The 23,892-nt window shown below is 59.9% G+C and carries 21 protein-coding genes; 16 read left to right on the top strand and 5 right to left on the bottom strand.

Features of this window, described 5'->3' with window-relative positions; translation table 11 throughout:
- Nucleotides 1-61: 61 nt before the first annotated feature.
- From ACF0H7_RS21290 to dctM, 8 genes are all read left to right on the top strand, one after another.
- Nucleotides 62-889 (top strand): MaoC family dehydratase N-terminal domain-containing protein, encoded by an 828-nt coding sequence (locus ACF0H7_RS21290; protein ID WP_397448839.1) that lies wholly within the window; start codon nucleotides 62-64, stop codon nucleotides 887-889.
- 36 nt (nucleotides 890-925) lie between these two features.
- Nucleotides 926-2,089 (top strand): acyl-CoA dehydrogenase family protein, encoded by a 1,164-nt coding sequence (locus ACF0H7_RS21285; protein WP_397448838.1) that lies wholly within the window; start codon nucleotides 926-928, stop codon nucleotides 2,087-2,089.
- A gap of 10 nt (nucleotides 2,090-2,099) precedes the next feature.
- Complete coding sequence (locus tag ACF0H7_RS21280; protein WP_397448837.1) at nucleotides 2,100-3,449, top strand: MmgE/PrpD family protein; 1,350 nt, start codon at nucleotides 2,100-2,102, stop codon at nucleotides 3,447-3,449.
- Nucleotides 3,450-3,590: 141 nt separating this feature from the next.
- Complete coding sequence (locus tag ACF0H7_RS21275) at nucleotides 3,591-4,793, top strand: CaiB/BaiF CoA transferase family protein (RefSeq protein ID WP_397448836.1); 1,203 nt, start codon at nucleotides 3,591-3,593, stop codon at nucleotides 4,791-4,793.
- A 62-nt stretch (nucleotides 4,794-4,855) separates the two neighbouring features.
- Nucleotides 4,856-5,680 (top strand): HpcH/HpaI aldolase/citrate lyase family protein, encoded by an 825-nt coding sequence (locus tag ACF0H7_RS21270; RefSeq protein ID WP_397448835.1) that lies wholly within the window; start codon nucleotides 4,856-4,858, stop codon nucleotides 5,678-5,680.
- 126 nt (nucleotides 5,681-5,806) lie between these two features.
- Nucleotides 5,807-6,799 carry a TRAP transporter substrate-binding protein gene (locus ACF0H7_RS21265; RefSeq protein WP_397448834.1) on the top strand — a complete coding sequence of 331 codons (993 nt, stop codon included), beginning with the start codon at nucleotides 5,807-5,809 and terminating at the stop codon, nucleotides 6,797-6,799.
- Between the two features lie 63 nt (nucleotides 6,800-6,862).
- Nucleotides 6,863-7,495, top strand: a complete 633-nt coding sequence (locus ACF0H7_RS21260) for a TRAP transporter small permease (protein ID WP_397448833.1) — start codon at nucleotides 6,863-6,865, stop codon at nucleotides 7,493-7,495.
- Nucleotides 7,495-8,778, top strand: a complete 1,284-nt coding sequence (gene dctM, locus ACF0H7_RS21255) for a C4-dicarboxylate TRAP transporter large permease protein DctM (RefSeq protein WP_397448832.1) — start codon at nucleotides 7,495-7,497, stop codon at nucleotides 8,776-8,778. The genes ACF0H7_RS21260 and dctM overlap by 1 nt, the downstream gene beginning before the upstream one ends.
- Nucleotides 8,779-9,561: 783 nt before the next feature.
- On the opposite strand, the gene ACF0H7_RS21250 is transcribed toward dctM, so the two are convergent.
- On the bottom strand, nucleotides 9,562-10,326 hold the full coding sequence (locus ACF0H7_RS21250; protein ID WP_397448831.1) for an aldolase: 765 nt from the start codon (nucleotides 10,324-10,326) through the stop codon (nucleotides 9,562-9,564).
- Nucleotides 10,316-11,041 carry a haloacid dehalogenase type II gene (locus ACF0H7_RS21245; RefSeq protein ID WP_397448830.1) on the bottom strand — a complete coding sequence of 242 codons (726 nt, stop codon included), beginning with the start codon at nucleotides 11,039-11,041 and terminating at the stop codon, nucleotides 10,316-10,318. The genes ACF0H7_RS21250 and ACF0H7_RS21245 overlap by 11 nt, the downstream gene beginning before the upstream one ends.
- A 100-nt stretch (nucleotides 11,042-11,141) precedes the next feature.
- On the opposite strand from ACF0H7_RS21245, the gene ACF0H7_RS21240 reads away from it, so the two are divergent.
- A complete protein-coding gene (locus tag ACF0H7_RS21240) occupies nucleotides 11,142-12,068 on the top strand; it encodes a LysR substrate-binding domain-containing protein (RefSeq protein WP_397448829.1) in 927 nt (308 codons plus the stop codon).
- A 108-nt stretch (nucleotides 12,069-12,176) separates the two neighbouring features.
- On the opposite strand, the gene ACF0H7_RS21235 is transcribed toward ACF0H7_RS21240, so the two are convergent.
- The gene (locus ACF0H7_RS21235) at nucleotides 12,177-13,112 is read right to left on the bottom strand and encodes a hypothetical protein (protein WP_397448828.1); all 936 of its coding nucleotides are present in this window, start codon (nucleotides 13,110-13,112) and stop codon (nucleotides 12,177-12,179) included.
- A gap of 345 nt (nucleotides 13,113-13,457) precedes the next feature.
- On the opposite strand from ACF0H7_RS21235, the gene ACF0H7_RS21230 reads away from it, so the two are divergent.
- Both ACF0H7_RS21230 and ACF0H7_RS21225 read left to right on the top strand, forming a co-directional pair.
- A complete protein-coding gene (locus tag ACF0H7_RS21230; protein WP_397448827.1) occupies nucleotides 13,458-13,949 on the top strand; it encodes a GNAT family N-acetyltransferase in 492 nt (163 codons plus the stop codon).
- Nucleotides 13,950-14,276: 327 nt separating this feature from the next.
- Entirely contained in the window at nucleotides 14,277-14,543 is a 267-nt protein-coding gene (locus tag ACF0H7_RS21225) for a DUF1652 domain-containing protein (protein ID WP_397448826.1), read from the top strand.
- A gap of 131 nt (nucleotides 14,544-14,674) precedes the next feature.
- On the opposite strand, the gene ACF0H7_RS21220 is transcribed toward ACF0H7_RS21225, so the two are convergent.
- Complete coding sequence (locus ACF0H7_RS21220; RefSeq protein ID WP_397448825.1) at nucleotides 14,675-15,577, bottom strand: LysR substrate-binding domain-containing protein; 903 nt, start codon at nucleotides 15,575-15,577, stop codon at nucleotides 14,675-14,677.
- 154 nt (nucleotides 15,578-15,731) lie between these two features.
- On the opposite strand from ACF0H7_RS21220, the gene hutH reads away from it, so the two are divergent.
- The 5 genes from hutH to ACF0H7_RS21195 all read left to right on the top strand — a co-directional run bounded on the left by hutH (nucleotide 15,732) and on the right by ACF0H7_RS21195 (nucleotide 21,724).
- Nucleotides 15,732-17,249 carry a histidine ammonia-lyase gene (hutH, locus tag ACF0H7_RS21215; protein WP_397448824.1) on the top strand — a complete coding sequence of 506 codons (1,518 nt, stop codon included), beginning with the start codon at nucleotides 15,732-15,734 and terminating at the stop codon, nucleotides 17,247-17,249.
- Nucleotides 17,250-18,087: 838 nt separating this feature from the next.
- Nucleotides 18,088-19,515 (top strand): pyridine nucleotide-disulfide oxidoreductase, encoded by a 1,428-nt coding sequence (locus ACF0H7_RS21210; RefSeq protein WP_397448823.1) that lies wholly within the window; start codon nucleotides 18,088-18,090, stop codon nucleotides 19,513-19,515.
- Nucleotides 19,516-19,698: 183 nt separating this feature from the next.
- Nucleotides 19,699-20,631, top strand: coding sequence for a ketopantoate reductase family protein (locus tag ACF0H7_RS21205; RefSeq protein WP_397448822.1), 933 nt, complete (start codon nucleotides 19,699-19,701; stop codon nucleotides 20,629-20,631).
- A gap of 113 nt (nucleotides 20,632-20,744) precedes the next feature.
- Nucleotides 20,745-21,329 (top strand): TetR/AcrR family transcriptional regulator, encoded by a 585-nt coding sequence (locus tag ACF0H7_RS21200; protein WP_397448821.1) that lies wholly within the window; start codon nucleotides 20,745-20,747, stop codon nucleotides 21,327-21,329.
- 152 nt (nucleotides 21,330-21,481) lie between these two features.
- Nucleotides 21,482-21,724: a DUF465 domain-containing protein gene (locus ACF0H7_RS21195; protein WP_397448820.1), complete on the top strand. Its 243-nt coding sequence runs from the start codon at nucleotides 21,482-21,484 to the stop codon at nucleotides 21,722-21,724.
- 65 nt (nucleotides 21,725-21,789) lie between these two features.
- Here the strand turns inward: ACF0H7_RS21195 and ACF0H7_RS21190 are convergent, their stop codons facing one another.
- Complete coding sequence (locus tag ACF0H7_RS21190; RefSeq protein ID WP_397448819.1) at nucleotides 21,790-23,865, bottom strand: pyridoxamine 5'-phosphate oxidase family protein; 2,076 nt, start codon at nucleotides 23,863-23,865, stop codon at nucleotides 21,790-21,792.
- Nucleotides 23,866-23,892: the final 27 nt, after the last annotated feature.

Genomic DNA, 23,892 nt, shown 5'->3' with positions numbered 1-23,892 from the left:
TCAGAATGCCGGGTGCCTTGCATGATGGACCCCAGAACATAACCGGCAAGGGGTCACCTGCATGAGTGCTTCAGATTTCAGTGCCTGGCTTGGCCGTACCGAACAGGCCCAGGATCATCTGAGTCGCAACCTGATCAAACGCATCGCCGCCACGTTCGGTGAAGCGGTTCCTGCCGATGGCGATGCATTGCCGCCGCTGTGGCAATGGTGTTTTTTCCAGGAGCCAGTCGCCGAATCCTTGCTCGGCGGCGACGGTCATCCGGCACGCGGCGGCTTCCTGCCGCCGGCCGATGATCGCAATCGCATGTGGGCCGGCGGTCGTATCGAATTCATCGAGCCGCTGCGGGTCGGCGCCGAGGCTCAGCGCCTGTCGACCATCACCCACATCGAAGAAAAAGTCGGCCGCAGCGGTGCCCTGTTGTTCGTCACCGTGCGCCACGACTACTCGCAGAATGGCCGTCTGGCGATTCGCGAAGAGCAAGACATCGTCTACCGCGAGCCGACGCCACCCAAGCAAGGCAGCGGCGAGGCGCTGGAGGAGGGCGAATGGAGAGAAGCCATCGTGCCGACCCCGACCCTGCTGTTTCGCTACTCGGCCGTGACCTTCAACGGTCACCGCATCCACTACGACTACCCCTATGTCACTGGCACCGAGGGTTACGCCGGGCTGGTGGTGCACGGGCCGATGATCGCCACCTTCAGCCTGCGCGCGTTCTGCCGGGCCAACCCGCAAGCGCGGCTGCGGCATTTCGCCTATCGCGGCGTGCGGCCGTTGATCACCCCGCAACCGTTCAGCGTCGGCGGTCGGCTGCTGGAGCCAGGCAAGGCGCAGTTGTGGGCCGGTAACGAAGCGGGTGTCGCGCAAAGCGCTGAAGTGCTGTTCGACTGATTGTCGCGTGCGTTTTCAAGAATAGAGAGCAAATTGATGAACCCTAATAACAACGAAGAACTCAATGCTATCCGCGAAGGCGTGCGCGCCCTGTGCGCCGAATTCGATGCCGCTTACTGGCGCAAGATCGATGAAGAAAAAGGCTTCCCGGAAACCTTCGTCAAAGCCCTGACCGACGCCGGTTGGCTTTCGGCGATGATCCCTGAAGAATACGGCGGCTCCGGTCTGGGGCTGGCTGAAGCCTCGGTGATTCTCGAAGAAGTGAACCACTGCGGCGGCAACTCCGGCACCGTTCACGGCCAGATGTACAACATGTTCACCTTGCTGCGTCACGGCAGCGCAGCGCAGAAAAGCTACTACCTGCCCAAGCTCGCCAGCGGTGAACTGCGCCTGCAATCGATGGGCGTCACCGAGCCCAGCACCGGCACCGACACCACCAAAATCAAGACCACCGCCGTGCGGGTGGGCGACAAGTACGTGATCAACGGGCAGAAGGTCTGGATCTCGCGGATTCAGCATTCGGACCTGATGATCCTGCTGGCGCGCACCACACCGTTGGCCGAGGTGAAGAAGAAATCCGAAGGCATGTCGATCTTCCTGGTCGACCTGCGCGAGGCCATCGGCAACGGCATGACCGTGCAGCCGATTGCCAACATGGTCAACCACGAGACCAACGAACTGTTTTTTGACAACCTGGAATTGCCGGCCGACAGCCTGATCGGTGAAGAAGGCAAAGGCTTCAAGTACATCCTCGACGGCCTGAATGCCGAGCGCACGCTGATCGCGGCTGAATGCATCGGCGACGGTCGCTGGTTCATCGAGAAGGCCAGCGCCTACGCCCGTGATCGCGTGGTGTTCGGTCGGCCGATCGGGCAGAACCAGGGTGTGCAATTCCCCATCGCCGAAGCCCACATCGAAATCGAAGCGGCCGACCTGATGCGCTGGCGCGCCTGCGAGGAATACGACAGCGGGGTCAATGCCGGGGCCAGCGCCAACATGGCCAAGTACCTGGCGGCGAAGGCCTCGTGGGAAGCGGCCAACGCCTGCCTGCAAACCCACGGCGGCTTCGGTTTCGCCTGCGAATACGACGTCGAGCGCAAGTTCCGCGAAACCCGTCTGTACCAGGTGGCACCGATCTCCACCAACCTGATTCTTTCTTACGTCGCCGAGCACTTGCTCGAACTGCCACGCAGCTTCTAAGGAGCCGATCATGAGCCATACCCAAGCACTGGCCGGTTTTCTCGCCGAGCTGCACTACGAGCAGATTCCTGACGCGGTGCTCGACCGCACCGAAGACCTGTTCCTCGACTGGCTCGGCTCGGCATTGGCCAGTCAGGGCGCGCACCCGATCCCGTTGTTCGAGCGTTACGCGCAGCGCATGGGGCCCACCGAGGGGCCGGCGAAAATCCTGGTCAATGGTCGCGGCACCTCGCCGTACTTTGCCGCGCTGGTCAACGCCGCGTCCTCGCATTTGGTTGAGCAGGACGACCTGCACAACAGCTCGGTGTTGCACCCGGCGACCGTGGTATTTCCAGCCGTGTTGGCCGCCGCGCAGGACCTCGGAAAGTCCGGTCGTGAACTGCTGCTGGCCTCGGTGGCGGGTTACGAAGCGGGGATTCGCATCGGCGAATTCATGGGCCGTTCGCACTACAAAATCTTCCACACCACGGCCACGGTGGGCACCCTCGCGGCAGCGGTGGCGGTGGGTAAATTGATGGGCTTTGATCAGGAGCAATTCATCAATCTGTTCGGCAACGCCGGTACCCAGGCGGCCGGGTTGTGGGAGTTTCTGCGCGATGCCGCGGACTCGAAACAACTGCACACCGCCAAAGCCGCCGCCGATGGTTTGCTCGCCGCCTACATGACCCTCGATGGTCTGACCGGCGCGCGCAATATCCTCGAAGGCGATCAAGGCATGGCGGCGGGGATGTCCAGTGATTCGAACCCGAGCAAGCTGTCCGATCAGTTGGGCACGCGCTGGGCGCTGGCGGAAACCTCATTCAAATTCCATGCATCTTGCCGCCATACCCATCCGGCCGCCGATGCGTTGTTGCAGTTGATGCAGCGCGAGGGGCTGAGCCACGAGCAGATTGCCGAGGTGTCGACCCGCGTGCACCAGGCCGCCATTGATGTGCTGGGCCGGGTGGTGGTCCCGCAAACCGTGCACCAGGCGAAGTTCTCCATGGGCGCGGTGTTGGGCTTGATCGCGGTGCATGGCAGCGCGCAATTGATCGAGTTCGACAAACTGGCGCTGACCGACCCGGCGGTGGCGGCGTTCCGCGAGAAAGTCAGCATGCAGTTGGACCCGGAAGTCGACGGCGCCTACCCGGCGCGCTGGCTGGGGCGGGTCGAGGTCACCACCATCGACGGCCGTACCTTGAGTGCCGGCATCGATGAACCCAAGGGCGATCCGGGCAACACCCTGTCGCGGCCAGAGTTGGAAGACAAGTTCCAACGGCTGCTGGCGTTTTCCGGGGCACGTACCCCAGAGCAGGGCAGGGCGTTGATCGACAAGGTTTGGCAGTTGCGTGCTGCTGGGTCGTTGAACCAGTTGGTCTGAATACACACGTCCTGTAGGAGCTGCCGAAGGCTGCGATCGACGGGGAACCCGTCGTAAATTCAGCAACGCGAAGGTTCTTCGAACCTTATCGCAGCCTTCGGCAGCTCCTACAGGGACAGTTCGAATTTGAGGTACACAGGTATGACTCAACACTCTAATCCTCGTCCGTTGGACGGCATCACCGTCATCAGCCTCGAACACGCGATTGCCGCGCCGTTCTGCACCCGGCAACTGGCGGATCTTGGCGCCCGTGTGGTGAAGATCGAACGCCCTGGCAGCGGTGATTTTGCCCGTGCCTATGACGAGCGTGTACACGGCCTGGCGTCGCACTTCGTCTGGACCAATCGCTCCAAGGAAAGCCTGACCCTGGACCTCAAGCACGACGAGGCCGACGACATCCTGCACAGCCTGTTGGGCAAGGCCGACGTGCTGGTGCAGAACCTGGCACCGGGCGCGGCGGCGCGCATGGGCTTGTCGTTCGAGGCGCTGCAGGAGCGTTTCCCTCGGCTGATCGTCTGCGACATTTCCGGCTATGGCGAAGGCGGCCCGTACGAAAAGAAGAAAGCCTACGACCTGCTGATCCAGAGCGAGGGCGGGTTCCTGTCGGTGACCGGCGGGCCAGGTGAAGAGCAGATGGCCAAGGCCGGGTGTTCCATCGCCGACATCTCCGCCGGCATGTACGCCTACACCGGCATCCTCTCGGCGCTGTTGCTGCGGGACAAAACCGGTGTCGGCAGCCGCATCGACGTGAGCATGCTGGAAAGCCTGGTGGAGTGGATGGGGTACCCGATGTACTACGCCTTCGAAGGCGCACAACCGCCGGCGCGTGCTGGCGCGGCCCACGCCACCATCTACCCTTACGGCCCGTTCCCGACCCAGGGCGGCGGCACGGTAATGCTCGGTTTGCAGAATGAACGTGAATGGGCGCTGTTCTGCGAGAAGGTGCTGCTGGACGCTGCGCTGGCCACCGACGAGCGCTTCTCGGCGAACTTCAAACGATCGGAAAATCGCGAGGTGTTGCGGCAGATCATCGTCGACGGCTTTGCCCGATTGACGGTTGAAGAAGTGGTCGAGCGCCTGGAAGCAGCGCAGATCGCCAACGCGCGGGTCAATGACATGCAGGGCGTATGGGACCACCCGCAACTCAAGGCCCGTGACCGCTGGCGTGAAGTCGACAGCCCGGCCGGCAAGCTGCCGTCGTTGCTGCCACCGGGGCGTAATGCTGCGTTCACCCCACGTATGGACCCGGTACCGGGATTGGGTGAGCACACGGGTGGGATTCTTGGGGAGTTGGGGTATTCGGTGGAAGACCAGGCGAGGTTGCAGGCTGCGGGTGTGGTGTAGGTGTCCAGGCCGCCTTCGCAGGCACAAGGAATCTTCAACTGAACATGAAAGAGAAAACAGCCATGCCCCGATCCATCGTCCGCTCCGCCCTGTTCGTGCCCGGCAGCCGACCCGAACGCTTCGCCAAGGCGCTGGCCGCTGGCGCCGATGCCGTGATCGTCGACTTCGAAGACGCAGTGGAAGAGCCGCTCAAGCGCCAGGCTCGGGATAACCTCTCGGCCTTTTTGCACCGTACGCCCGACGCCTCAGTCTGGGTACGGGTCAATGCCCCAGAGCATACCGAACACCTCGCCGATCTGGCGTTCTGTCAAACCCACGCCGGGGTTGCCGGGGTGCTGCTGCCCAAAGTCGAAAACGCGACACAGGTCGCGGCAGTGGCGGCCACCGGCAAGCCGATCTGGCCAATTATCGAAAGCGCTGCCGGCTTGTTGGCGGTGGCGGAAATTGCCAAGGCGCCGGGTGTCGAGCGCCTGTCGTTTGGTGGCCTGGACATGGCCCTGGACCTGAACTTGAGCAGCGGTTCAACCGCCGCACAGTTCGTACTCGATCAGGCGCGCATGTCGCTGTTGCTGCATTCGCGAGCGGCCAACCTGCAACCACCGCTCGATGGTGTGCATCCGGCGATAAACGATCCCGAAGGCTTGCGCCGCTCGATTCGTCACGCCTACGAAATGGGTTTCGCTGGCGCCTTGTGCATCCACCCCAAGCAGGTCGCGGTGATCCATGAAGCGTTGGCGCCCAGCGCTGACGATCTGGCCTGGGCGCAACGCGTGGTGCACGCCAGCGCAGGTGCCAACGGGGCCGGGGCGTTCCAGCTGAACGGACAGATGATCGACGCGCCGGTGTTAATGCGGGCGCAACGATTACTCGGTTTAGCATTCGGCTGAGCCGAATGCTGGCTTATGAAAATGCAGATTCTCTAAACGCGTGGATGTGTGCATCGTGGGTGCCGTTTCAACAGCATCCAACAGCTCTGCTCAGAAGAATAATCACAACAATAAAAGGTGAAATCGATGTTGAAGCTGACCCAGGCGCTGCTCTGCGCCGCCGCATTGACCATGGCCAGCCTTGCGCAGGCCGCTGACCCCATCGTTATCAAATTTGCCCACGTGGTGGCTGAGAACACGCCGAAAGGCCAAGGTGCGCTGCTGTTCAAAAAGCTCGCCGAAGAACGTCTGCCGGGCCGGGTAAAAGTCGAGGTGTACGCCAACTCGTCGCTGTTCGGCGATGGCAAGGAAATGGAAGCGCTGCTGCTGGGTGACGTGCAATTGCTGGCGCCGTCGCTGGCCAAGTTCGAGCAGTACACCAAGCAAGTGCAGATCTTCGACCTGCCGTTCCTGTTCAACGACCTGGCCGCGGTCGACCGTTTCCAGCAAGGTCCTCAGGGCAAAGCGCTGCTGACCTCGATGGACGACAAGGGCATCCACGGTCTGGCGTATTGGCACAACGGTTTGAAGCAGCTCTCCGCCAACCAACCGATGCACGTGCCGAAAGACGCGCGCGGCCTGAAGTTCCGCGTGCAGGCCTCCAGTGTGCTCGAAGCACAGTTCACCGCGATCCACGCCAACCCGCGCAAGCTGAGCTTCGCCGAGGTCTATCAGGGGCTGCAGACCGGCACCGTCAACGGTACCGAGAACACCTGGTCGAACTACCAGAGCCAGAAGGTCAACGAAGTGCAGAAGTACTTCACCGAATCTGACCATGGCCTGATCGACTACATGGTGATCACCAACGTCAAATTCTGGAACGGCCTGCCACCGGACATCCGCACCGAGCTGGAAAAAATCATGGCCGAGGTCACCGTCGAGGTGAACAAGCAGGCCGAGGCGTTGAACCAGGAGGCCAAGCAAAAAATCGCCGACGCCAAGACCAGCGAAATCATCGAACTGACCCCCGAGCAACGTGCCGCCTGGCGCGAAGCCATGCGCCCGGTCTGGGACAAGTTCTCCGCCGAAATCGGGCCTGACCTGATCAAGGCCGCCGACGATTCGAACAAGAAGATTTAACTCGCGGCACGCGGTCGCTCTGTTCTGAGCGACCGTTTTTTCTACGCTGTTCGGAGACCCTTTATGCACGCGCTGACGCGACTCTGGGAGCACCTGGAGGAGGCTTTGATTGCCCTCCTGCTGGCCGCCATGACGTTGGTGACCTTCGCCTACGTGCTGTTCAACAACATCTACACCCTGTTCTACACCCTGAGTGACAAGTGGACGCTGACCAGCGCCCTGTTTTCAAACATCGGCGACCACCTGATGGGCGTTGCCCAGGGCATGACCTGGAGCGTGGCGCTGACCAAGGCGCTGTTCGGCTGGATGATCTTCTTCGGTATTTCCTTCGGCGTGCGCACGGCTGGCCACCTGGGCGTGGACTCGCTGGTCAAGCTCACGCGGCGCCCGATTCAGCGCCTGCTGGGGATGCTGGCGTGCACCTGTTGCCTGGCGTATGCCGGGCTGTTCGTGATCGCCAGTTACAAGTGGGTGGCGGCGCTGTTCGTGGCGAAAATCGGTGCCGAAGACCTCGATCAATTCGGCATTCAAGTGGGCTTCATCGCGGTGATCGTGCCTATCGGTTTCAGTCTGGTGTTCATTCGTTATCTGGAAATTTTCTGGCGCATCTTCACCCATCGCCAACTGGGCCTGGGGCTGGCCGACGAGGCGGCGGAAGCCAGCAAGCTGGCGGCGTCGAATGAGGAGCAACACTGATGACGGTTCTTTGTTTGTTCCTGTTGCTGTTCGTGTTCATGTTTTTGGGCGTGCCGATCGCGATTTCGTTGGGCTTGTCGGGCGCGGTTGCGATCTTGATATTCAGCCAGGATTCGTTGAGTTCGCTGGCGATCAAGTTGTTCGAAACCTCGGACAGCTACACCTTTCTGGCGATTCCGTTCTTCCTGTTGTCCGGCGCGTTCATGACCACCGGCGGCGTGGCCCAGCGCCTGATCGACTTCGCCAACGCCTGCGTCGGTCACATTCGTGGCGGGCTGGCGATTGCGGCGGTGTTGGCGTGCATGTTGTTCGCGGCGTTGTCTGGGTCCTCGCCGGCCACGGTGGCGGCCGTGGGTTCCATCGCGGTAGCGGGGATGGTGCGTTCGGGGTATCCGAAGGAGTTTGGCGCGGGGATTATTTGTAACGCCGGAACGCTGGGTATTCTGGTGCCGCCTTCGATCGTGATGGTGGTGTACGCGGCGGCGACTGAAACCTCGGTGGGCAAGTTATTTATCGCCGGCATCGTGCCTGGGATCCTGCTGGGCCTGGGGTTGATGGTGGCGATCTACATTGTCGCGCGGATCAAGAAATTGCCGGCCCAGCCTCGGGTCACTTTCCGTCAGTGGTTGCATACCGCACGCCGCGCGTTCTGGGGCCTGCTGTTGTTGGTGATCATCCTCGGCGGGATCTACAGCGGTATGTTCACCCCGACCGAAGCGGCGGCGGTGGCGGCGGTGTACTCGGCGTTCGTGGCGTTGTTTATCTACAAGGACATGCGCTTTCGCGATTGCCCGAAGGTGCTGATTGACTCGGCGCGGTTGTCGATCATGTTGATGTTCATCATTGCCAACGCGATGTTGTTCGCCCATGTGCTGACCACTGAGCAAATTCCGCAGCAGATCACCCAGTGGGTGGTGTCGGAAGGGCTGACGCCGATTGGCTTCTTGATCATGGTCAATATCGTGTTGCTGGTGGCGGGCAGTTTTATGGAGCCATCGGCGATTGTGTTGATCCTGGCACCGATCTTTTTCCCGATTGCGATGAAGCTGGGGATTGATCCGATTCACCTGGGGATTGTGATGGTGGTGAATATGGAGATTGGTCTGGTACACCCGCCGGTGGGGTTGAATCTGTTTGTGACGTCGGCGGTGACCGGGTTGACGTTGGCACAGACGATACGGGCGGCGTTGCCGTGGTTGTCGATTTTGTTGGCGTTTTTGATTTTGGTGACGTACGTGCCGTTTATTTCGATGGCGCTGCCGACCTGGTTGGGGATGCCATAGGGCTTACTGAGAGCTGTATTTTTGCCTCCTTTGTTGGGGGCATTTTTTTGGTGGGTCGTCGGTAGGTGTACATATCCGTTGTTTGCGTTTTGCTGTTAGTACGGTTCCGCTTTTACAGCGGGTCACTTTTTCAGACGCCAAAAAGTAACCAAAACGCTGTGCCCCGCCATCCGGGTCCTCGCTTAGGCTCGGACTGCCCTCACTCCGGTCCTGTTCCGGGGGGCACGCCGCGACCCGCCATCCCTGGCGGGGGTCGCGGCTTGCTCGACATCCATGTCGAGCATCCCCCGGAACAGGACCTGCGTTCGGCCTGCTGGGAACGGGGCGATAGTGGGTTTCGTCAGGGATATCGCCAAGATCAAAAGCAAACGCTCATCCCTGTAGGAGCTGCCGAAGGCTGCGATCGACCGGGCACCGGTCGCCGCGATTGAATGCCATTCGCAGCCTTCGGCAGCTCCTACAACGACCGTGTTCACAAGTAAACCTGAGTGCATTGAATCCCGAGGTCGGGAGAGGCCCCGTTGTCAGGAGGCTGAACGCAGGCGATGTTCCGGGGGACGCGAGGCATGGATGCCGAGCGAGCCACGACCCCCGCCAGGGATGGCGGGTCGTGGCGTGCCCCCGGAACAGCGCCGGAGTGAAGGTACCCCGAGCCTAAGCGAGGGGCCGTATGATGGGGCAAGCGTTTTGGTTCCTTTTTGGCGTTTGAAAAAGGGACCCGCTGTAAAAGCGGAACCGTAATTCCAGTTACACGCACAAACGGATATGTACTCGGTTTCCAAGTTAAAACCCCAACACCCGCCTCACACTCGCCAAATGCATCCGCGCACTCTGCGCATTCCCATCCCGCATCTGCCGGGCGGTCTTTTCCGCAATCGCTTTCGGCACCACCTTCAGCGGCCGGCCACTGCTCATCGCCTTGAGCTGCACCTCGGCTGCGCGCTCCAGGTAATAGAGGTCATCCCAGGCCTCGGCAATGCTGGGCGCGGTCACCATCACCCCATGGTTTTTCAAAAACACGATATCGGCATCGCCCATCGCCGCGGCGATCCGGTCGCCTTCAGAGTTATCCAGCGCCAGGCCGTTGAACTGTTCATCCACCGCCACCCGGCCGTAAAACTTCAGCGCCGTCTGCCCGGCCCAGGCCAATGGTTCGCCCTCGATCATCGCCAGTGCCGTGGCGTTTGGCATGTGCGTGTGAAACGCCGCCACCGCCGTAGGTTTGTGCAGGTGCAAGCGTGCATGGATGTAGAACGCCGTCGCTTCCGGCACACCCTCGCCGGCGATGACGTGCCCGTCGAAATCACATATCAGCAGGCTGGACGGGGTGATTTCCTCGAACGCCAGACCGTATGGATTGACCAGAAACAACCCTGGCTGGCCCGGCACCAGCGCCGAGAAGTGATTGCAGATGCCTTCGCTCAAGCCCAGCCGGGCCGCCATGCGCAGGCTGGCCGCGAGGTCGAGGCGGGCTTCGTTGATCTCGGGCGAGTCGAGCCCTGCGTAGTGGGTGGTGCAGCGAGTGGCTAAGCTCAGGTCATGCGCCATGGCCATTGTCCTCCTCATTGGCCCAACCCTGGGCTCGGATGAATGCCGGTACTTTTGCCAGGTCGGGCAAGACGGCGTCCGGGGTGTAGTCCGGCAAGGCCTTGCGCGCGCCACGGTCGATCCATACGCAGCGAAAGCCCATGTCACGCGCCACTGTAAGGTCCAGATGCGGGCTGGCGCAGATGTGCAGGACCTGGTCTTTGGTTACGCCCAACTGGCGATGCGCATGCTCGAACAGCCGGTGATCGGGCTTGTACGCCTGGGCCTGTTCGGCGGTGATCACTCGGTCGATCAGGCCGCCCAATTGCGCCACGTTGCCGGCGATGATCGCGTCGTCGGTGTTGGAGACGATGCACAGCTTGAAGCCTTGCCGCTTGAACCAGGTCAGCGTCGCCACGACTTCCGGGAACGGCGGCATCAGGCTGATGTGTCGGGTCAAGTCGTCGGCATCGCGTGCTTCAAACCCCAGCCCCAGTTGTTCCAGGGTCAATTGCATCGACTGCCGGGAAACGTCGGCGAAGGACCGGTGCGGCGGGGTTTGTTCGAGGCGGTGTTCGTGCACGTCGTAGACATGGATGAAGTGATCGGGGTCCAGGTCTGCGCTGCCTTTGCGAGCCAGCAGGGCGCGGACGTGGGCCAGTAAACCTTCGTCCCACTGGATCAAGGTGCCGTAGCAATCAAAAGTCAGCCACTGTGGGCGAGTGGGGGTGAACATGACGAGAACTCCTGCAAGGTGAAGCCTTACTGTAGGAGGGCTATGGATAATCGTAAAATTAAATTAATATGGAAAAATAATTCGATTAGTGAATGTTGCCATGTTCGATCTTGAGCTGTTGAGAACCTTCGTTTGTGTGGTCGATGCCGGCGGTTTCACCAAAGGTGGCGAGCGGGTCAATCGCACGCAGTCGACGGTCAGCCAGCAAATTCGCAAACTGGAAGAGCAACTGGGCCGGCCCTTGTTGCTACGGCAGCGAGCGGGTAAGCAAATCTATCTGACCGAGGACGGCGAGCGGTTGATCGGCTATGCGCGGCGTCTGGTGCAACTGGCGGCGGAAGCCCATAGCGTGGTGTGTGCCGGGGCGGAGGCGGGGCTGGTCAAGCTGGGTGTGCCTGAAGATTTCGACGTGCAGCAGTTGATGACCCTGCTGTCAGGATTTGCCCGGCAGCATGCCGAGGTGCGTCTGGACACGGTCAACGGATTAAGCGTTGACCTGCATGCGCGGTTGGAGGCCAAGGACATCGATCTGGCGTTGGTCAAGCGCGATGTCGGTCAGGAGCAAGGGGCACATCCGATATTGGCCCGTTGGCCGGAAGCGCTGTGTTGGGTGGCAGGTCGTGAGATGAAGACCATTGACGACCTGGTGCCATTGGCGGTGTTTGGGCAGGGCTGCATTTATCGCAACCGGATCATTCATGCCCTCGAGTCCGCAGGGCGCCCGTGGCGCATTGCGTTTTCCAGCCAAAGCCTGTCGGGAATTCAAGCAGCGGTGTCGGCCAACTTGGGAATCAGCCTTATTCCCGCATCGGCTGTATTACCCAGTCACCGATTACTGCAGGACGAAGAAGGATTTTTTCCGGTGCCTCCCAGCGAGTTGGCGTTAATAAGCGCCAGTCGTTTGATGCCCGAAGTTCAGCATAAAGTGGTGACGTATCTGGCCACTCATCTGGATCAATTGAAATCAATAAAAAAGGCCACCACCGCTATCAGCGACAGTGACCTTTCGTCTACGACACTGAACTAATCAATGCATAAACAACGCAATCAAAATAATCACTGGAATCGGTACACCGAGAAAAAATAACAGTAATGAGCGCATGGTGATTCTCCTGAGGAAGATTAAGCCAATTCGTTAACGAGCCGGTGGCAAGTTGCTGGCGGTGGTATAGGGCTCGCGTTCCAGGGTTGCGTCGTGCAAGTACACTGCGGCGTCCCGGCGGCGACCACCAAAGGTGGCGGCAAAGCTGGCGAAGAACGCACCACAGAGCAGGGCGACAAACATCCACAGGGTGGTCCAAGCGGCGGCTTTAGCGGCTTTGTCGGCGGCATTTTTTGCCGCGACCTTCGCGTCTTCTGCAGTTTTGCGGGCTTGAGCGTAGACCTGATCGATTCGGGCTTCGGCGTCGGCCTGGCTGATATTGGTGCGTGCCGCTATCAGCTGCGCCAAATAGGTACGGTCCTCTGCACTCAATTGGCCATCCTTGCTCAAGCTGCGGGCAAAGATCCTGAACACGGCGCTGCGTGCGGCTTCATCAGTGAGCGCCGCCGGGTGATCGTCGCGGAACAGGCTGTCGACGAAGTAGGCGTTGTCTTCATTGCTGGCGGCCTGGGTCACCGCGCTGGCGGCGCCCGAGGTCATGCTGGCGCCGGCCTGCAAACCACCACCGACGATGCTGCTCACCGAACCGACCACCAGCGTTGCGGTGACCAGTGTCGCTACTGCCCAGGCGAGGAAGCCATGGGCGGTGTCGCGAAAATACACCTCGTCGCCATGCAGGGTCGACCATTTCACGCGTAGCCGGCCGGCCAGGTAGCCGCCCAGCCCGGAGGCGACGATTTGGGTAAAAGCGAGCCAGACGATCGTGGAAATGCCCAGCCCTTTGGCGCTGACACCACTGTCTGACCAAGGGGATACCGCTGAAAAACCAAGGCCGAAGCCCAGCAGCACCAGGATTAACGACAGCGCGGCAGCGCCGGCAGCACCGGCAAAGATCGCGCCCCAGGAGACTCCGGCAATATTGGCTGTCTCTAGTAAGGCAGCCGGGTAGTTACGGTTGGATGAAGTCATTGTTGTTTTACTCCGCACTGAATTGAATGACGGCAGGTTGTGTTTCAACCTGTGCAGAGCTCGTGCCACCCGAAAGTCTTGATAATATCGTTATTTATCAATTGGTTATAATTTAAAGTCGATCAATGGATCGTGCATTTTGCAACGGTGGGGAGGATTTATACGGGTTTTATGCATGGGGTTTAGCCATTGTTTAATGGCTAGGCACGTTTTTTGAAGGCCGCTTGTTGAATTCATTCATACGCGATACGTCCGACTGAGTGCGAAGGGTTAACGCTGCTACCACCGTTCATCGCTATAGTGTCATCAGGCACTCAGTTCCTGTTTCTTAGAGGTTATTCATTTATGTTCCTGCACCGTCCCCTGGAAGAAAAAGACATCTCGGTCGTTTGCAGCTTTCCCCAGAGCGCGGAGGAACTGTTTTACATGTTTCCCAGGGCGACCTGGCCGCTGACGCCCGCGCAGTTGCATGACGCCATTGCCAGTCGCTCGGACTCCACGGTGATCGAGATGAATGGCGAAGTGGTGGGGTTCGCCAATTTTTCCCGTTGGGAGTTTCGCAGTCGCTGCTCGCTGGGGAACGTCATCATCGCGCCGGACGCGCGAGCACGCGGTGTTGGGCGTTACTTGATTGCCTTTATGATCGACATCGCCTTCGACAAGCACGAGGCCAGCGAGCTGACAGCCAGCTGTTTCAACCATAACGTCGCCGGCCTGCTGTTCTACCCGAAACTCGGCTTTCAGCCATACGCCGTCGAAGAGCGCCAGGACAAACACGGTGCCCGGGTGGCGCTGATTCATTTCCGGTTGCCAAAAGAGATCGCCGACCCCTCCTGAGCCGCGAGCCGACGGGCGGTCAGTAAGAATGTCTCAAGATTTTTCAGCTGACCGTTGGAAAATACCGTCGGATTGAAGGGTTCTCGTGCTTGCAATACGCGTTTTGACGCGGTTAAACGTTTCTTCGATCGTTTTTATACATTAACTAAGCCTGTTCGATTGATAAAGACCGCGTTCAGACTGCCGTTGTCACTTTGTGGTGCATGGTCTATAAAGTTGAAGTTCGTTCAACAAGCAGGGTTATTTGCTGGACGGGCTACGGAGCCGACCTTTGTTAATAAGGATAGTGCAAGCGTCCTCACGCGACTTGCCTCCAGGAGACTGCATATGATTGCGTACAGGCTTTCAACATTGGAACTTCGCGGCATTATTGAAAGTGCGTTTCTGCCTTCGCGCTGCACCTGTGTTGTTGCAGCGGATAATTCAATGACAGTGCAAATAGCCGACCCGCACACCGGTCGGGTCGATTTGTTGGTGACCGGTATTTCATTGGATAGACTCAATACCAGCAGGGATATATGTGATTTGGTCACTGAGTTGCGTTACGACCTGGCCAATAATGTTCCGCTGTATGGCCACGCCAAGGCCAGTTGAGCGGTAATATTTCATTCCTGAGCGCCACGGCAACTGCAGCTGACGCAGGTCCGACACGAGTATCGTGGTGGGCATCCTGTCACAGCGCAGGCCGCGGCTTTTTTATGGGTGCTCGCTTTATCGATATGGAGTCACTCGACGGCGGCCAGCAACCATTCCCGTAGCGTTCGTATCTTTGGCAATTGCGCCCGTGCTGGCGGGTAGATCAGGTAATAGCCGATGCCCTGATGCAGTTCTTGCTCGAACGGCGCCACCAACACACCATCGTTCAGGCTTTCGCGAACCAGGTTCAAGTCGCCCAAGGCGACGCCTTGACCACGGGTTGCCGCCGAGAGCGCCAGGTCCAATGTGTCGAAGGTTTGTCCTCGATGGGCCGCGACGTTACTGACGCCCGCTGCTTCCAGCCAACGACCCCAGCCGTGTACCGGGATGCAGTGCAGCAAGGGCAGGTTTTTCAGGTCCGAGGGTTGGCTCAGGCGTTTGGCCAGTTCCGGCGAGCACACGGGTGTCAATCGTTCGGCCATGAGCGCAATGGATTCCACCTCCTTCCAGTCGCCCCGACCATGAATGATCGCGGCATCGATGTCGCTGTCTTCAAAGCGCGGCTCCCAGGCGTCATAGGTGGTGACCCGAACGTCGACGTCCGGCATCACCAGACGCAGGCTGGGTAATAGCGGCAGAAACCAGCGTGTCGCCAAGGTCGGGGGCATGCGTAGGGTCAAGACCTGGCTGGCGCTGCGCAGGCTGTTGCACATGGTGGTCAGGCGCGAGAACGCATTATCGACGACGGGCAATAAGGCTTCGGCTTCCGGCGTCAGACGCAGCCCGGTTTTATGCCGGACAAACAACACCACACCCAAATGCTCTTCCAGCTGTTGGATCTGGCGGCTGACCGCGCTCTGGGTGATGAATAACTCCTTGGCTGCGCGACTGAAGGTGCCGTGGCGGGCCGCGGCGGCAAACACTTCCAGCGCCCGTAAAGGCGGCAAGCGCTGCTGAAAGCCAGGACTCTCCAATACATGATCTGGAAGCATGGATCGCATGAGAATTTACCGCGTTTACTCTTGAGTACAGGCAGCTTAACGTATTTTCAACGGTCAGGATCAGACGCTGTCACGCATGGATAACCAACGTCGTCATCGTGTGCCTTTGAGCTTGCTTATTTGAGTGTTACCCCGGAGAAACTGGATGAAGCGCATAACCCTGGATCAGCCACTGGTGTGGTCGCAAGTGGTGGAAGTGGCGGTGCAGGAGGTGTATTTCGATCTGTCGAGCGGCGCCAGGGCACGGGTCGAAGCGGCCAATGCCATCGTGCGTGCGGTGGTGCAGAAGAACATCCGTGCCTATGGGGTCAATACCGGGGTCGGTGCGCTGTCTGACACGGTGGTTCCGCCAGCGCTGCAAAGTGCCCTGTCACACAATATTTTGATGAGCCACGCGGTGGGGCTGGGGCGCCCGCTGTCGGTCACCGAAACCCGCGCCATCATGGTCTGCGCGGTGAATAACTTTGCCCACGGTTACTCCGGATTGCGCCTGCGGGTGGTGGAGCGTCTGGTCGAATTGCTTAACGCGCGCTGCACGCCAGAAGTGCCGCGCCAAGGGTCGGTGGGCTACCTCAGCCACATGGCGCACATCGGGCTGGTGGTGATTGGTCACGGCTACTGTCGCCTGGATGGCGAACGCTTGCCGGCCGCCGTGGCGTTGCAGCGATTGGGGCTGGAGCCCCTGGTGTTGGAAGCCAAAGAAGGTTTGTGCCTGGTCAACGGTTCACCTTGCGTCACGGGGCTTGCTTGCCTGTTGCTGGATCGCGGCCAACGGTTGATGGACTGGGCCGATGCCATCTCGGCAATGAGTTTTGAAACCCAGCGTTGTCAGATTCGCGCGGTGAATGGGTCAGCCATGGCCTTGCGTGCATCTCCGGGGTTGATGAAGGTTGCCCAACGGCTGACCGAGTTGCTGGCCGGTTCCGGCATTCTCGCGGCAGCCAATGGGCGTCAGACCCAGGATGCCTTGAGCCTGCGCAGCATTCCCCATGTGCACGGGGCCGTGCGTGATACCTGGGATCAGGTGGTGCAAGTGGTGGATCGCGAGTTGGCGAGTGTCACCGATAACCCGGTGGTGTGCGGCAGTCCCGAGGCCCCGGAGATCTATTCCCAGGCCCATGCGGTCGGCGCGGGGATTGGTCTGGCGATGGATCAGTTGGGGATTGCCATGGCGGAACTGGGGGCGATCTCCGAGCGGCGCATTGATCGCATGGTCAATCCGCTGGTGAATGGCTTGCCGGCGTTTCTGGCCGGGGCGAGCGGGGTGGAATCAGGCTTCATGATCGCGCAATACGCCGCAGTTTCCTTGGTGGCACACAATCGGCGCCTGGCCGCGCCGGCCAGTCTCGACGGCGGCATCACCTCAGGTTTGCAGGAGGACATTCTTTGCCATGCGACCCCAGGTGCACTTAAGGCGCAGGTGATTCTGGATAACCTGGAGAACATTTTCGCCATCGAATTATTGGCCGCGAGCCAGAGTTATGACCTGCTGGACCGCAGCCTGACGCCCGCGCCACGGACCGCCGCACTGCACCTTGCCGTGCGTGAGTTGATCACGCGCTACGCAGACGACCGTCCGCTGGGTGAAGACATTCTCGCAGCCGCGACGTTTATTCAACGCGCAACGCCTGATGGATTACTGGCACACGCTGATCTGAGTTGAACTACAGATCGTTCAATGGCCTGGCTGAAACTGATGAGCCCCTTGAGGTCTGTTCATCAGTTTCGTTAAAGCGTTTTTGCTCTGCCGCAAAGGGTTTAATCGCGAATAACGCAGGCAGACGTCTACTGAAGGCCATTATTTAAAATAAACTTTTGATGGTTGAGTGATGGCGCTTCGGCGTCAAAAAAATATCTTGATATTAATCAATGGATTGACAGATTTTTGTATTAAATTTCATTGTTTTACGAAAATTTGACACTGTGTAGTAATTTTGGAATTATCAATTTGAGTCTGTCGGTCAATAAGTCCAGCACTTAAACCGGGATACTTGCTGAACCCTGAGGCAGAGGCCTACACCAGGTCCGGCGGGAGAGGTCAGCAGACAGTTTGCTGATGCCGTCCTCAGGTCGCGAACCGCTGATATAGGGCAGCGGTTCGTTTTTTCGTAGTGCCCGCAACGGTTATTAGAAAGAGCCGCCCTGTTGGGTCATGCGGTAGCATTGTCTGCGTTCCTCGGCGCGGTGAATTGTTTTTTTCGCGATAGATCAAAGCTCAGACTATTGATGCGCTGGCTGTACGGTAGTTTTGCCTGAGTTCGGCAACTTACAATTCTGTTCCATCAGGCCAGTGAATCATTTCCCGCGCCGTTCTCGTGTCATCCATGAGTGTCTTATCTGTTTGCCTGGCGAATGGCTGGGCGCCGTCCGTTCCTGCCTGCGATTGCGTGTTCACCCTTCCTTAGAGGCCAACGGCTTCCCTGGCTCTCTGCGGCCTCCGTGGAGCAGCTTTATCACAAAAGATATAGAACAAGCCTCTATCCAATTGCGGAGTGGACATCATGTATGGAGATCAACTGCAAACCGCCTGCGGTTGCGTGGTGGGGGGGGCTGGGCCAGCGGGTATGGGGTTTATATTCAACGCCTTGAAGAACGGCGCCTTGCCTGAAATGGCCCGCGATGGGTTGATCATTGTCGATGCCAGCGCCAGTCCAGGCACGGGGCGGTTGGCCGAATACCAGATCACCGCGAACTCCGTGGGCGACGTGTTTCTCGATTGTCTGCGCAATCCGGCGCTCTACGAGGTGTTCGAGCCTTTACAGCACAGCGCCGCCTATTGGCGTATTCGCGACCAGGCATTTGTCGCGCCACCATTGGCCGAAGTAGGCGAGTTGTTGGCGGAGGCTTCGAAGCTGGTATTGGACCATATCGTCGAGCACTTTGCGGTGCAGGTCTGGAGCAGTACCACGATTACCGAAGTGGTCTGGGTCGACGATGAATATCAAGTGTGGGTCGAACACCAAGGCCGCTCGCAAGTGATTCGCTGCCGCTCGCTGGTGCTCAACCTTGGCGGCCAACAGGACCCTCGGCACTTGCTCAATGCGTTGGCGGATCAGGGGTTGGCGCTGTCACTGACGGCGCACATCGAAAGTGCCGACAGCCTGCTGCGCATGAGTGACGAACAACTGCGCGAGCATTTTGCCCCGACGCTGACGGCCGGCGGCAAGGTCACCGTGGTGGGCGGCTCGCACAGTGCTTTCTCCATGCTGGAGAACCTGGCCAAGGGTTTGCAAAGCGCGGGACTGGAAGAAATGACCCTGGTGCATCGTTCGCAGATTCGCCTGTTCTACGAGAGCGCCGAACTGGCAACCGCCAGCGGTTATGTGTTCGACCCGGTCAATGATGTGTGCCCGGTTTCTGGGCGGGTCAACCGCTCGGGGGGCTTGCGTTACAGCGCGCTGGAAGTCGGGCGAGACATCCTCGACCACGGGCGGATCGGCAAGTACGGCGTTCGGGTTCACTTGCTGCAAAGCGGCGAGGGAGCGGCGCAACAGTTTGAGCGGGCCAAGCAGGCGCTGGCTGAATCCAGCGTGGTGGTGCAATGCACGGGTTATCAGCCGCGTTTACCACCGCTGAAATACGTCGACGGCTCACCGGTTACCTTGCGTGAAGTCAAGGGCGGGCTGGATTCGGATCCTTCCGGCTGCCCCCTGGATTCGACCGGTCAGCGCCTGCACGGGTTGCACCTGTTTGGTCTCGGCTCGGGCCTGGGTATCGACCCACGTTTGGGCAGCGAGCCTTCGTTCGACGGGCGCATCTATGGCGTCTGGCAGTTTCACAACGATGCCAGTGGTGGCGCCATCGAGTCGGTGTCCGCCCGGGTAAAGTCCCCGCTTGCCGAGCGTGCCGTCCCCAGCCGACAGCACAGTGAGCGGGTCGACAACGAACAACCGTTTTTCTGGCCGGGGTTTCATGCCGCGAAAGTCTGAACGTCGATAATCCCTTATCCCGAGTGGCCGCGTGCTGCTCGGGTTTTTTTTGCCCTGGATTTGCCTGGAAGACGTCAGCGGCTTCTTTTAAATGATGCTGTTAATCTATTGATTGGGTAGAGTATTCATCCTCTACCCAAGCGGTTAGTGCAGCACTCAACGATTCAGCAAAGGACAACAACAATGCGCATTCTGATTGTGGGAGCCGGTGCCATCGGCGGTTACTTCGGGGGCCGGATGTTGCAGGCCGGGCGCGACGTGACATTTCTGGTCCGGGCTGGCCGAGCGCAGGAGCTCAACCGTGACGGCCTGATCGTGCGCAGCGCGCTGGGCAATATCGATTACCCGGCACCGCCGCACGTCGCCAGCCAGGCGCTGGGCGGCCGCTATGACCTGATCCTGCTCAGTTGCAAAGCCTACGATCTGGATGCGGCCATGGAGTCCTTCGCCGCAGCAGTTGGGCCTGACACCTTGATTTTGCCGTTGCTCAACGGCATGGCGCACCTGGATCGCCTGGAAGCACGCTTCAGCCGTGCCAACGTGTTGGGCGGACAATGCCTGATCTCGCTGGACCGTGATGCCTCCGGGGCCATCGTGCACCTGAACGACACCAATCTGTTGTCGTTCGGCGAGCTCGATGGCCAGTCCAGCGCCCGTATTCAGCGGGTGGCCGAGGCCTTGTCCGGTGCCGGTTTCGAGGCCAGCCTCAGTGCCGACATTCTTCAGGATATGTGGGAAAAGTGGTGCTTCATTGCCACCGGAGCGGGCATCACCGGTTCCATGCGGGCCAGTATTGGTGACGTGTTGGTCGCCGGTGGGGAAGGGCTGGTGGTGAAGTTGCTGGCAGAGTGTGCGGCAGTCGCGGCCAAGGCCAATCACCCGGTACGGCCACAGGTGTATGAGCGCTTCGTGAAGATGCTGACCACGCCAGGCTCGAAGATGACCGCTTCGATGCTGCGTGACGTCGAGCGTGGCGCGGCGATTGAAGTCGAGCAGGTACTGGGTGATCTGGTGAAGCGGCGCGATGCGGCCGGGCTGGCTCCGAATGATCTGTCGGTGTTGGACTTTGCCTATACCCAGCTCAAGGCCTATGAGGCGCGGCGCTTGCGTGGGTAAGCAATTGCATCCTGTAGGCGCTGCCGAACGGGAGCACCCTCTATTTATAATTGACATGCCTGACAAAAATGGAGTCCACTCTAAACCGTTGATACTCGGTAGAGGGTTTGTTTATGGCGGGTGTAAGGCAATTCGACGAAGAAAAAACCCTGGATCGGGCGTTGGAGGTGTTTTGGCGCAAGGGCCTGGGGGCAACGTCGATGCTGGATCTGGCGCAGGCCACCGGTGTTCAGCGCGGCTCGTTGTACAACGCCTACCAGAACAAGGAAGCGCTGTTCCTGCGGGTCTTCGATCGTTATAAATCGAAGATGTTGGCGGACATTCGCGCTTCTCTCGACCAGCCGTCAGTCGATACTGCGCTGCGCAATTTCTTCGATTTTACTATCGGCTCCATGACCTGGGGTGCGCCGACTCGGGGTTGCCTGACCACCAAGGCCGCCGTCGACGAAAACGCCGATCTGCAAGTGATACGCGGGGCGCTGCAAGGCATGCTCGATAACATGGAGCAGTTGCTGATCCAGCGTCTGCAAGCCGACGACGCCCATTCGCGCTTGACCCTGACGCCCGCGGAAGCGGCACGCCTGATCGTGACCTTTACCCGTGGCATCGTGGTGATCGAGCGCATCTACCCGGAGGTCGAGCGCTTGCGTGATACTGCCGGGCTGATCATCAAGGTATTGCTCGCTCCGCTGCCCTGAGATTGTTTGTGCCATCCCCTTCACAGGCGCCGCAAACTGCCGGAGTATGTAGTGTGTGAACTGGTTCCACGGTCGAGCGGATCGACCGAACCTTTTCCAGGATCCAGTCTCAGAACCTTACGACTAACCGCAGGTTAAAGAGAGGTGACGACATGCCGGTCAAACACGATTTGCTTCAGGATCTGAAAATATCCAAGGAAGAAATCACCCAGCGTAGAGGCACTGATGGCAGGCTCAGTCAGTTGCTCGATTCGTACAATTCGATCGACGCGGATGTAGTTCATGCAGAATCCGGATCTTCCGGCAACGTCACTGACGATCAGCTCAAGGTGCTCAAGGAAAAGCGCCTGTCGGTGAAGGACAAAATCGTCAAGCACCTCGCTTCCCCCACCTGACCGCAGCAATCTCTGACCCGGCGAGCGCGCTTGTGGCGGGGCGTTCTCGCTGGGCATCGAACCGTTCAAAGCGCCAGATGCAAGACCTGCTGGCCATCCTCGCTGGCGGCGGGCATCGCGCAGCAAATCAATGCTTCATTGTCATCGACGACGAAGTCCGGTGCTTGTGTATACGTCACCGCGCCTTTGAGAATGCGGGTACGACAGGTGCCGCAACTGCCGGTGCGACAACCATATTCCGGGGCCAGCCCGCGCTCCTCGGCGAGTTCCAGCAACGACCCGGCACCGGGCTCCCATCGCTCTTCTTTACCTGACTCGAGAAACATCACCGGCACCGAGGCACTGGCAATCGCGGGCAGCGCTTTGATCACCGCTCCTTGATCGGGCTGGCGTTGCAGCGACGCGGGACCGAAGCCTTCCGCGTGGATGCGCCGGTCGGCAACGTTCAGCCCGCGCAGCTCGTCATACAGCCCTTGCATGAAGGCGGACGGACCACACAGGTAGAAATCATAATCATCGAACGGCAGCGTGCTGCGCAGCAGGTCGATGCTGACGCGGCCTTGCGCCTCGTAATCTTCGCCAAGCACGGCGCCCTCGGTGTCGGTCAGGCTCCTGATGTATTTGACCGTGCCGAGGGACTGCTTGATCAGCGTCGACAGTTCGTGGTCGAAAGCCCGCTCCGCCAGTGAGCGGGCGCCATGGATCAACCAGGTCTTGCGCTTGTGCCGGGTTCGCGTGCCTTCGAAAACGATGTGCCGCAGCATGGCAATCATCGGCGTGATCCCGACCCCGGCGGCCAATAGCACGGCGGGGCGTTTCTCCGCGGCGTTGAGAGTGAAAGCGCCAGCCGGCGCGCGGGTGTCGATCAGGTCGCCGACCTGAAGATTCTCGTGCAGGTGCATCGACACCGGCCCCTGGCGCTTGACGCTGATTCGGTAAAAGCTGTCTGACGGCGCAGTGGACAGGGTATAGCTGCGGATCAGTGGCGTGCTGTGTCCGGGCAGGCTGACCCGGATCGGCAGGTGCTGCCCGGCAGCATGGGCGATCAGGCCGAGACCGTCTGCCGGCTCCAGTTCGAAGGAGCGAATCGAGCGGCTTTCGTCATGGATGCGGCGGACCCGCAGAGGGCGCCAGGTGTTGGCCAGCGCCGCCGCTTGCTGACGCTGCGCGACTTCCTCCCAACTGCCGGTCATCAACGAGTTGGGCGACGCGCCTTCGGCTTGCGGTGCCCAGCGCAGGGTCAGGGCATCGACTCGGCGCAAGATCCGCCTGGGCTTGAATTGCCACAGCCGCTCCGCACCCTGGAACGAGGCGATGTCCGGCGAATCGAGGATCACCTCGGCGTCGCCGGTCATTTGCAGCAGTTCGCCTGAAACGAAGTCGATGAACACCAGGCCGGCCTTGGGGTTGGCCAGCAAATTACCCAGCGTGTTGAAAAACAGGTTGCCGGAGAAGTCCGGGATCGTCATTGACCCGTCGTCGTTCAGCCGTACAAAGCCCGGTTTGCCGCCCCGGTGCGAGGCATCGACCTTGCGGCTGCCGTCGTCCAGGGCCACGTAAGATCCGACGAAGAACGTCGACGCACCTGCGATCAGCGCCCGCGCGGCGTCGTCGAGTTGATCCAGCCATTGCACCGGGTGTGAGGTCAGTGATTGCGCCGGGCGGCTGAAGCTGAACTGTTGCAGCTCAATGTAGCGCGGGCAATTGCCAAAGCTCTCACTGACCGCAATCTGCAAGGCGGACGCCTGGTCGCGCACGATGGTGCCGTTGAGCCGATTGCGCCGGCGGGTCATCAGGTCGATACCCAGCAAGCCGATGGCCTCGCCGTGTTGCAGGCCATCTTCAGCCGGATCGGCACTGTCGGGCGTGACCTGCAGCTGCAAATGCCCGGCGTCGATAGCGCTGGCAAAACCGGGTTCGCCGGTGCGCAGCGTGGCCCACACGTCGCCCGCCTGGTCCACTGTGGCCAGCGCCACGAACGGCAACAAGGGGTAGAACTGCTGATGCTGCTCGATCAAATGATCGCGCACATTGCGCAGACCCACCCCGTGCATCTGTTCGACCACGCCGACGCTCTGTTGAATCGCCAGTTCGCCGGCATGCCAAGGGGAGTCCGCAGTAGCATTCAGGTGGGTATTCATGGCGTTCTCCTTGGCAGGCAGCGATTG

Origin of the sequence: Pseudomonas sp. NA-150 (assembly GCF_044336365.1) — a bacterium.
GTDB lineage: Bacteria > Pseudomonadota > Gammaproteobacteria > Pseudomonadales > Pseudomonadaceae > Aquipseudomonas.
Note: the sequence above shows the minus strand (reverse complement) of the source record. Positions and strands in the feature narration are given on the sequence as shown.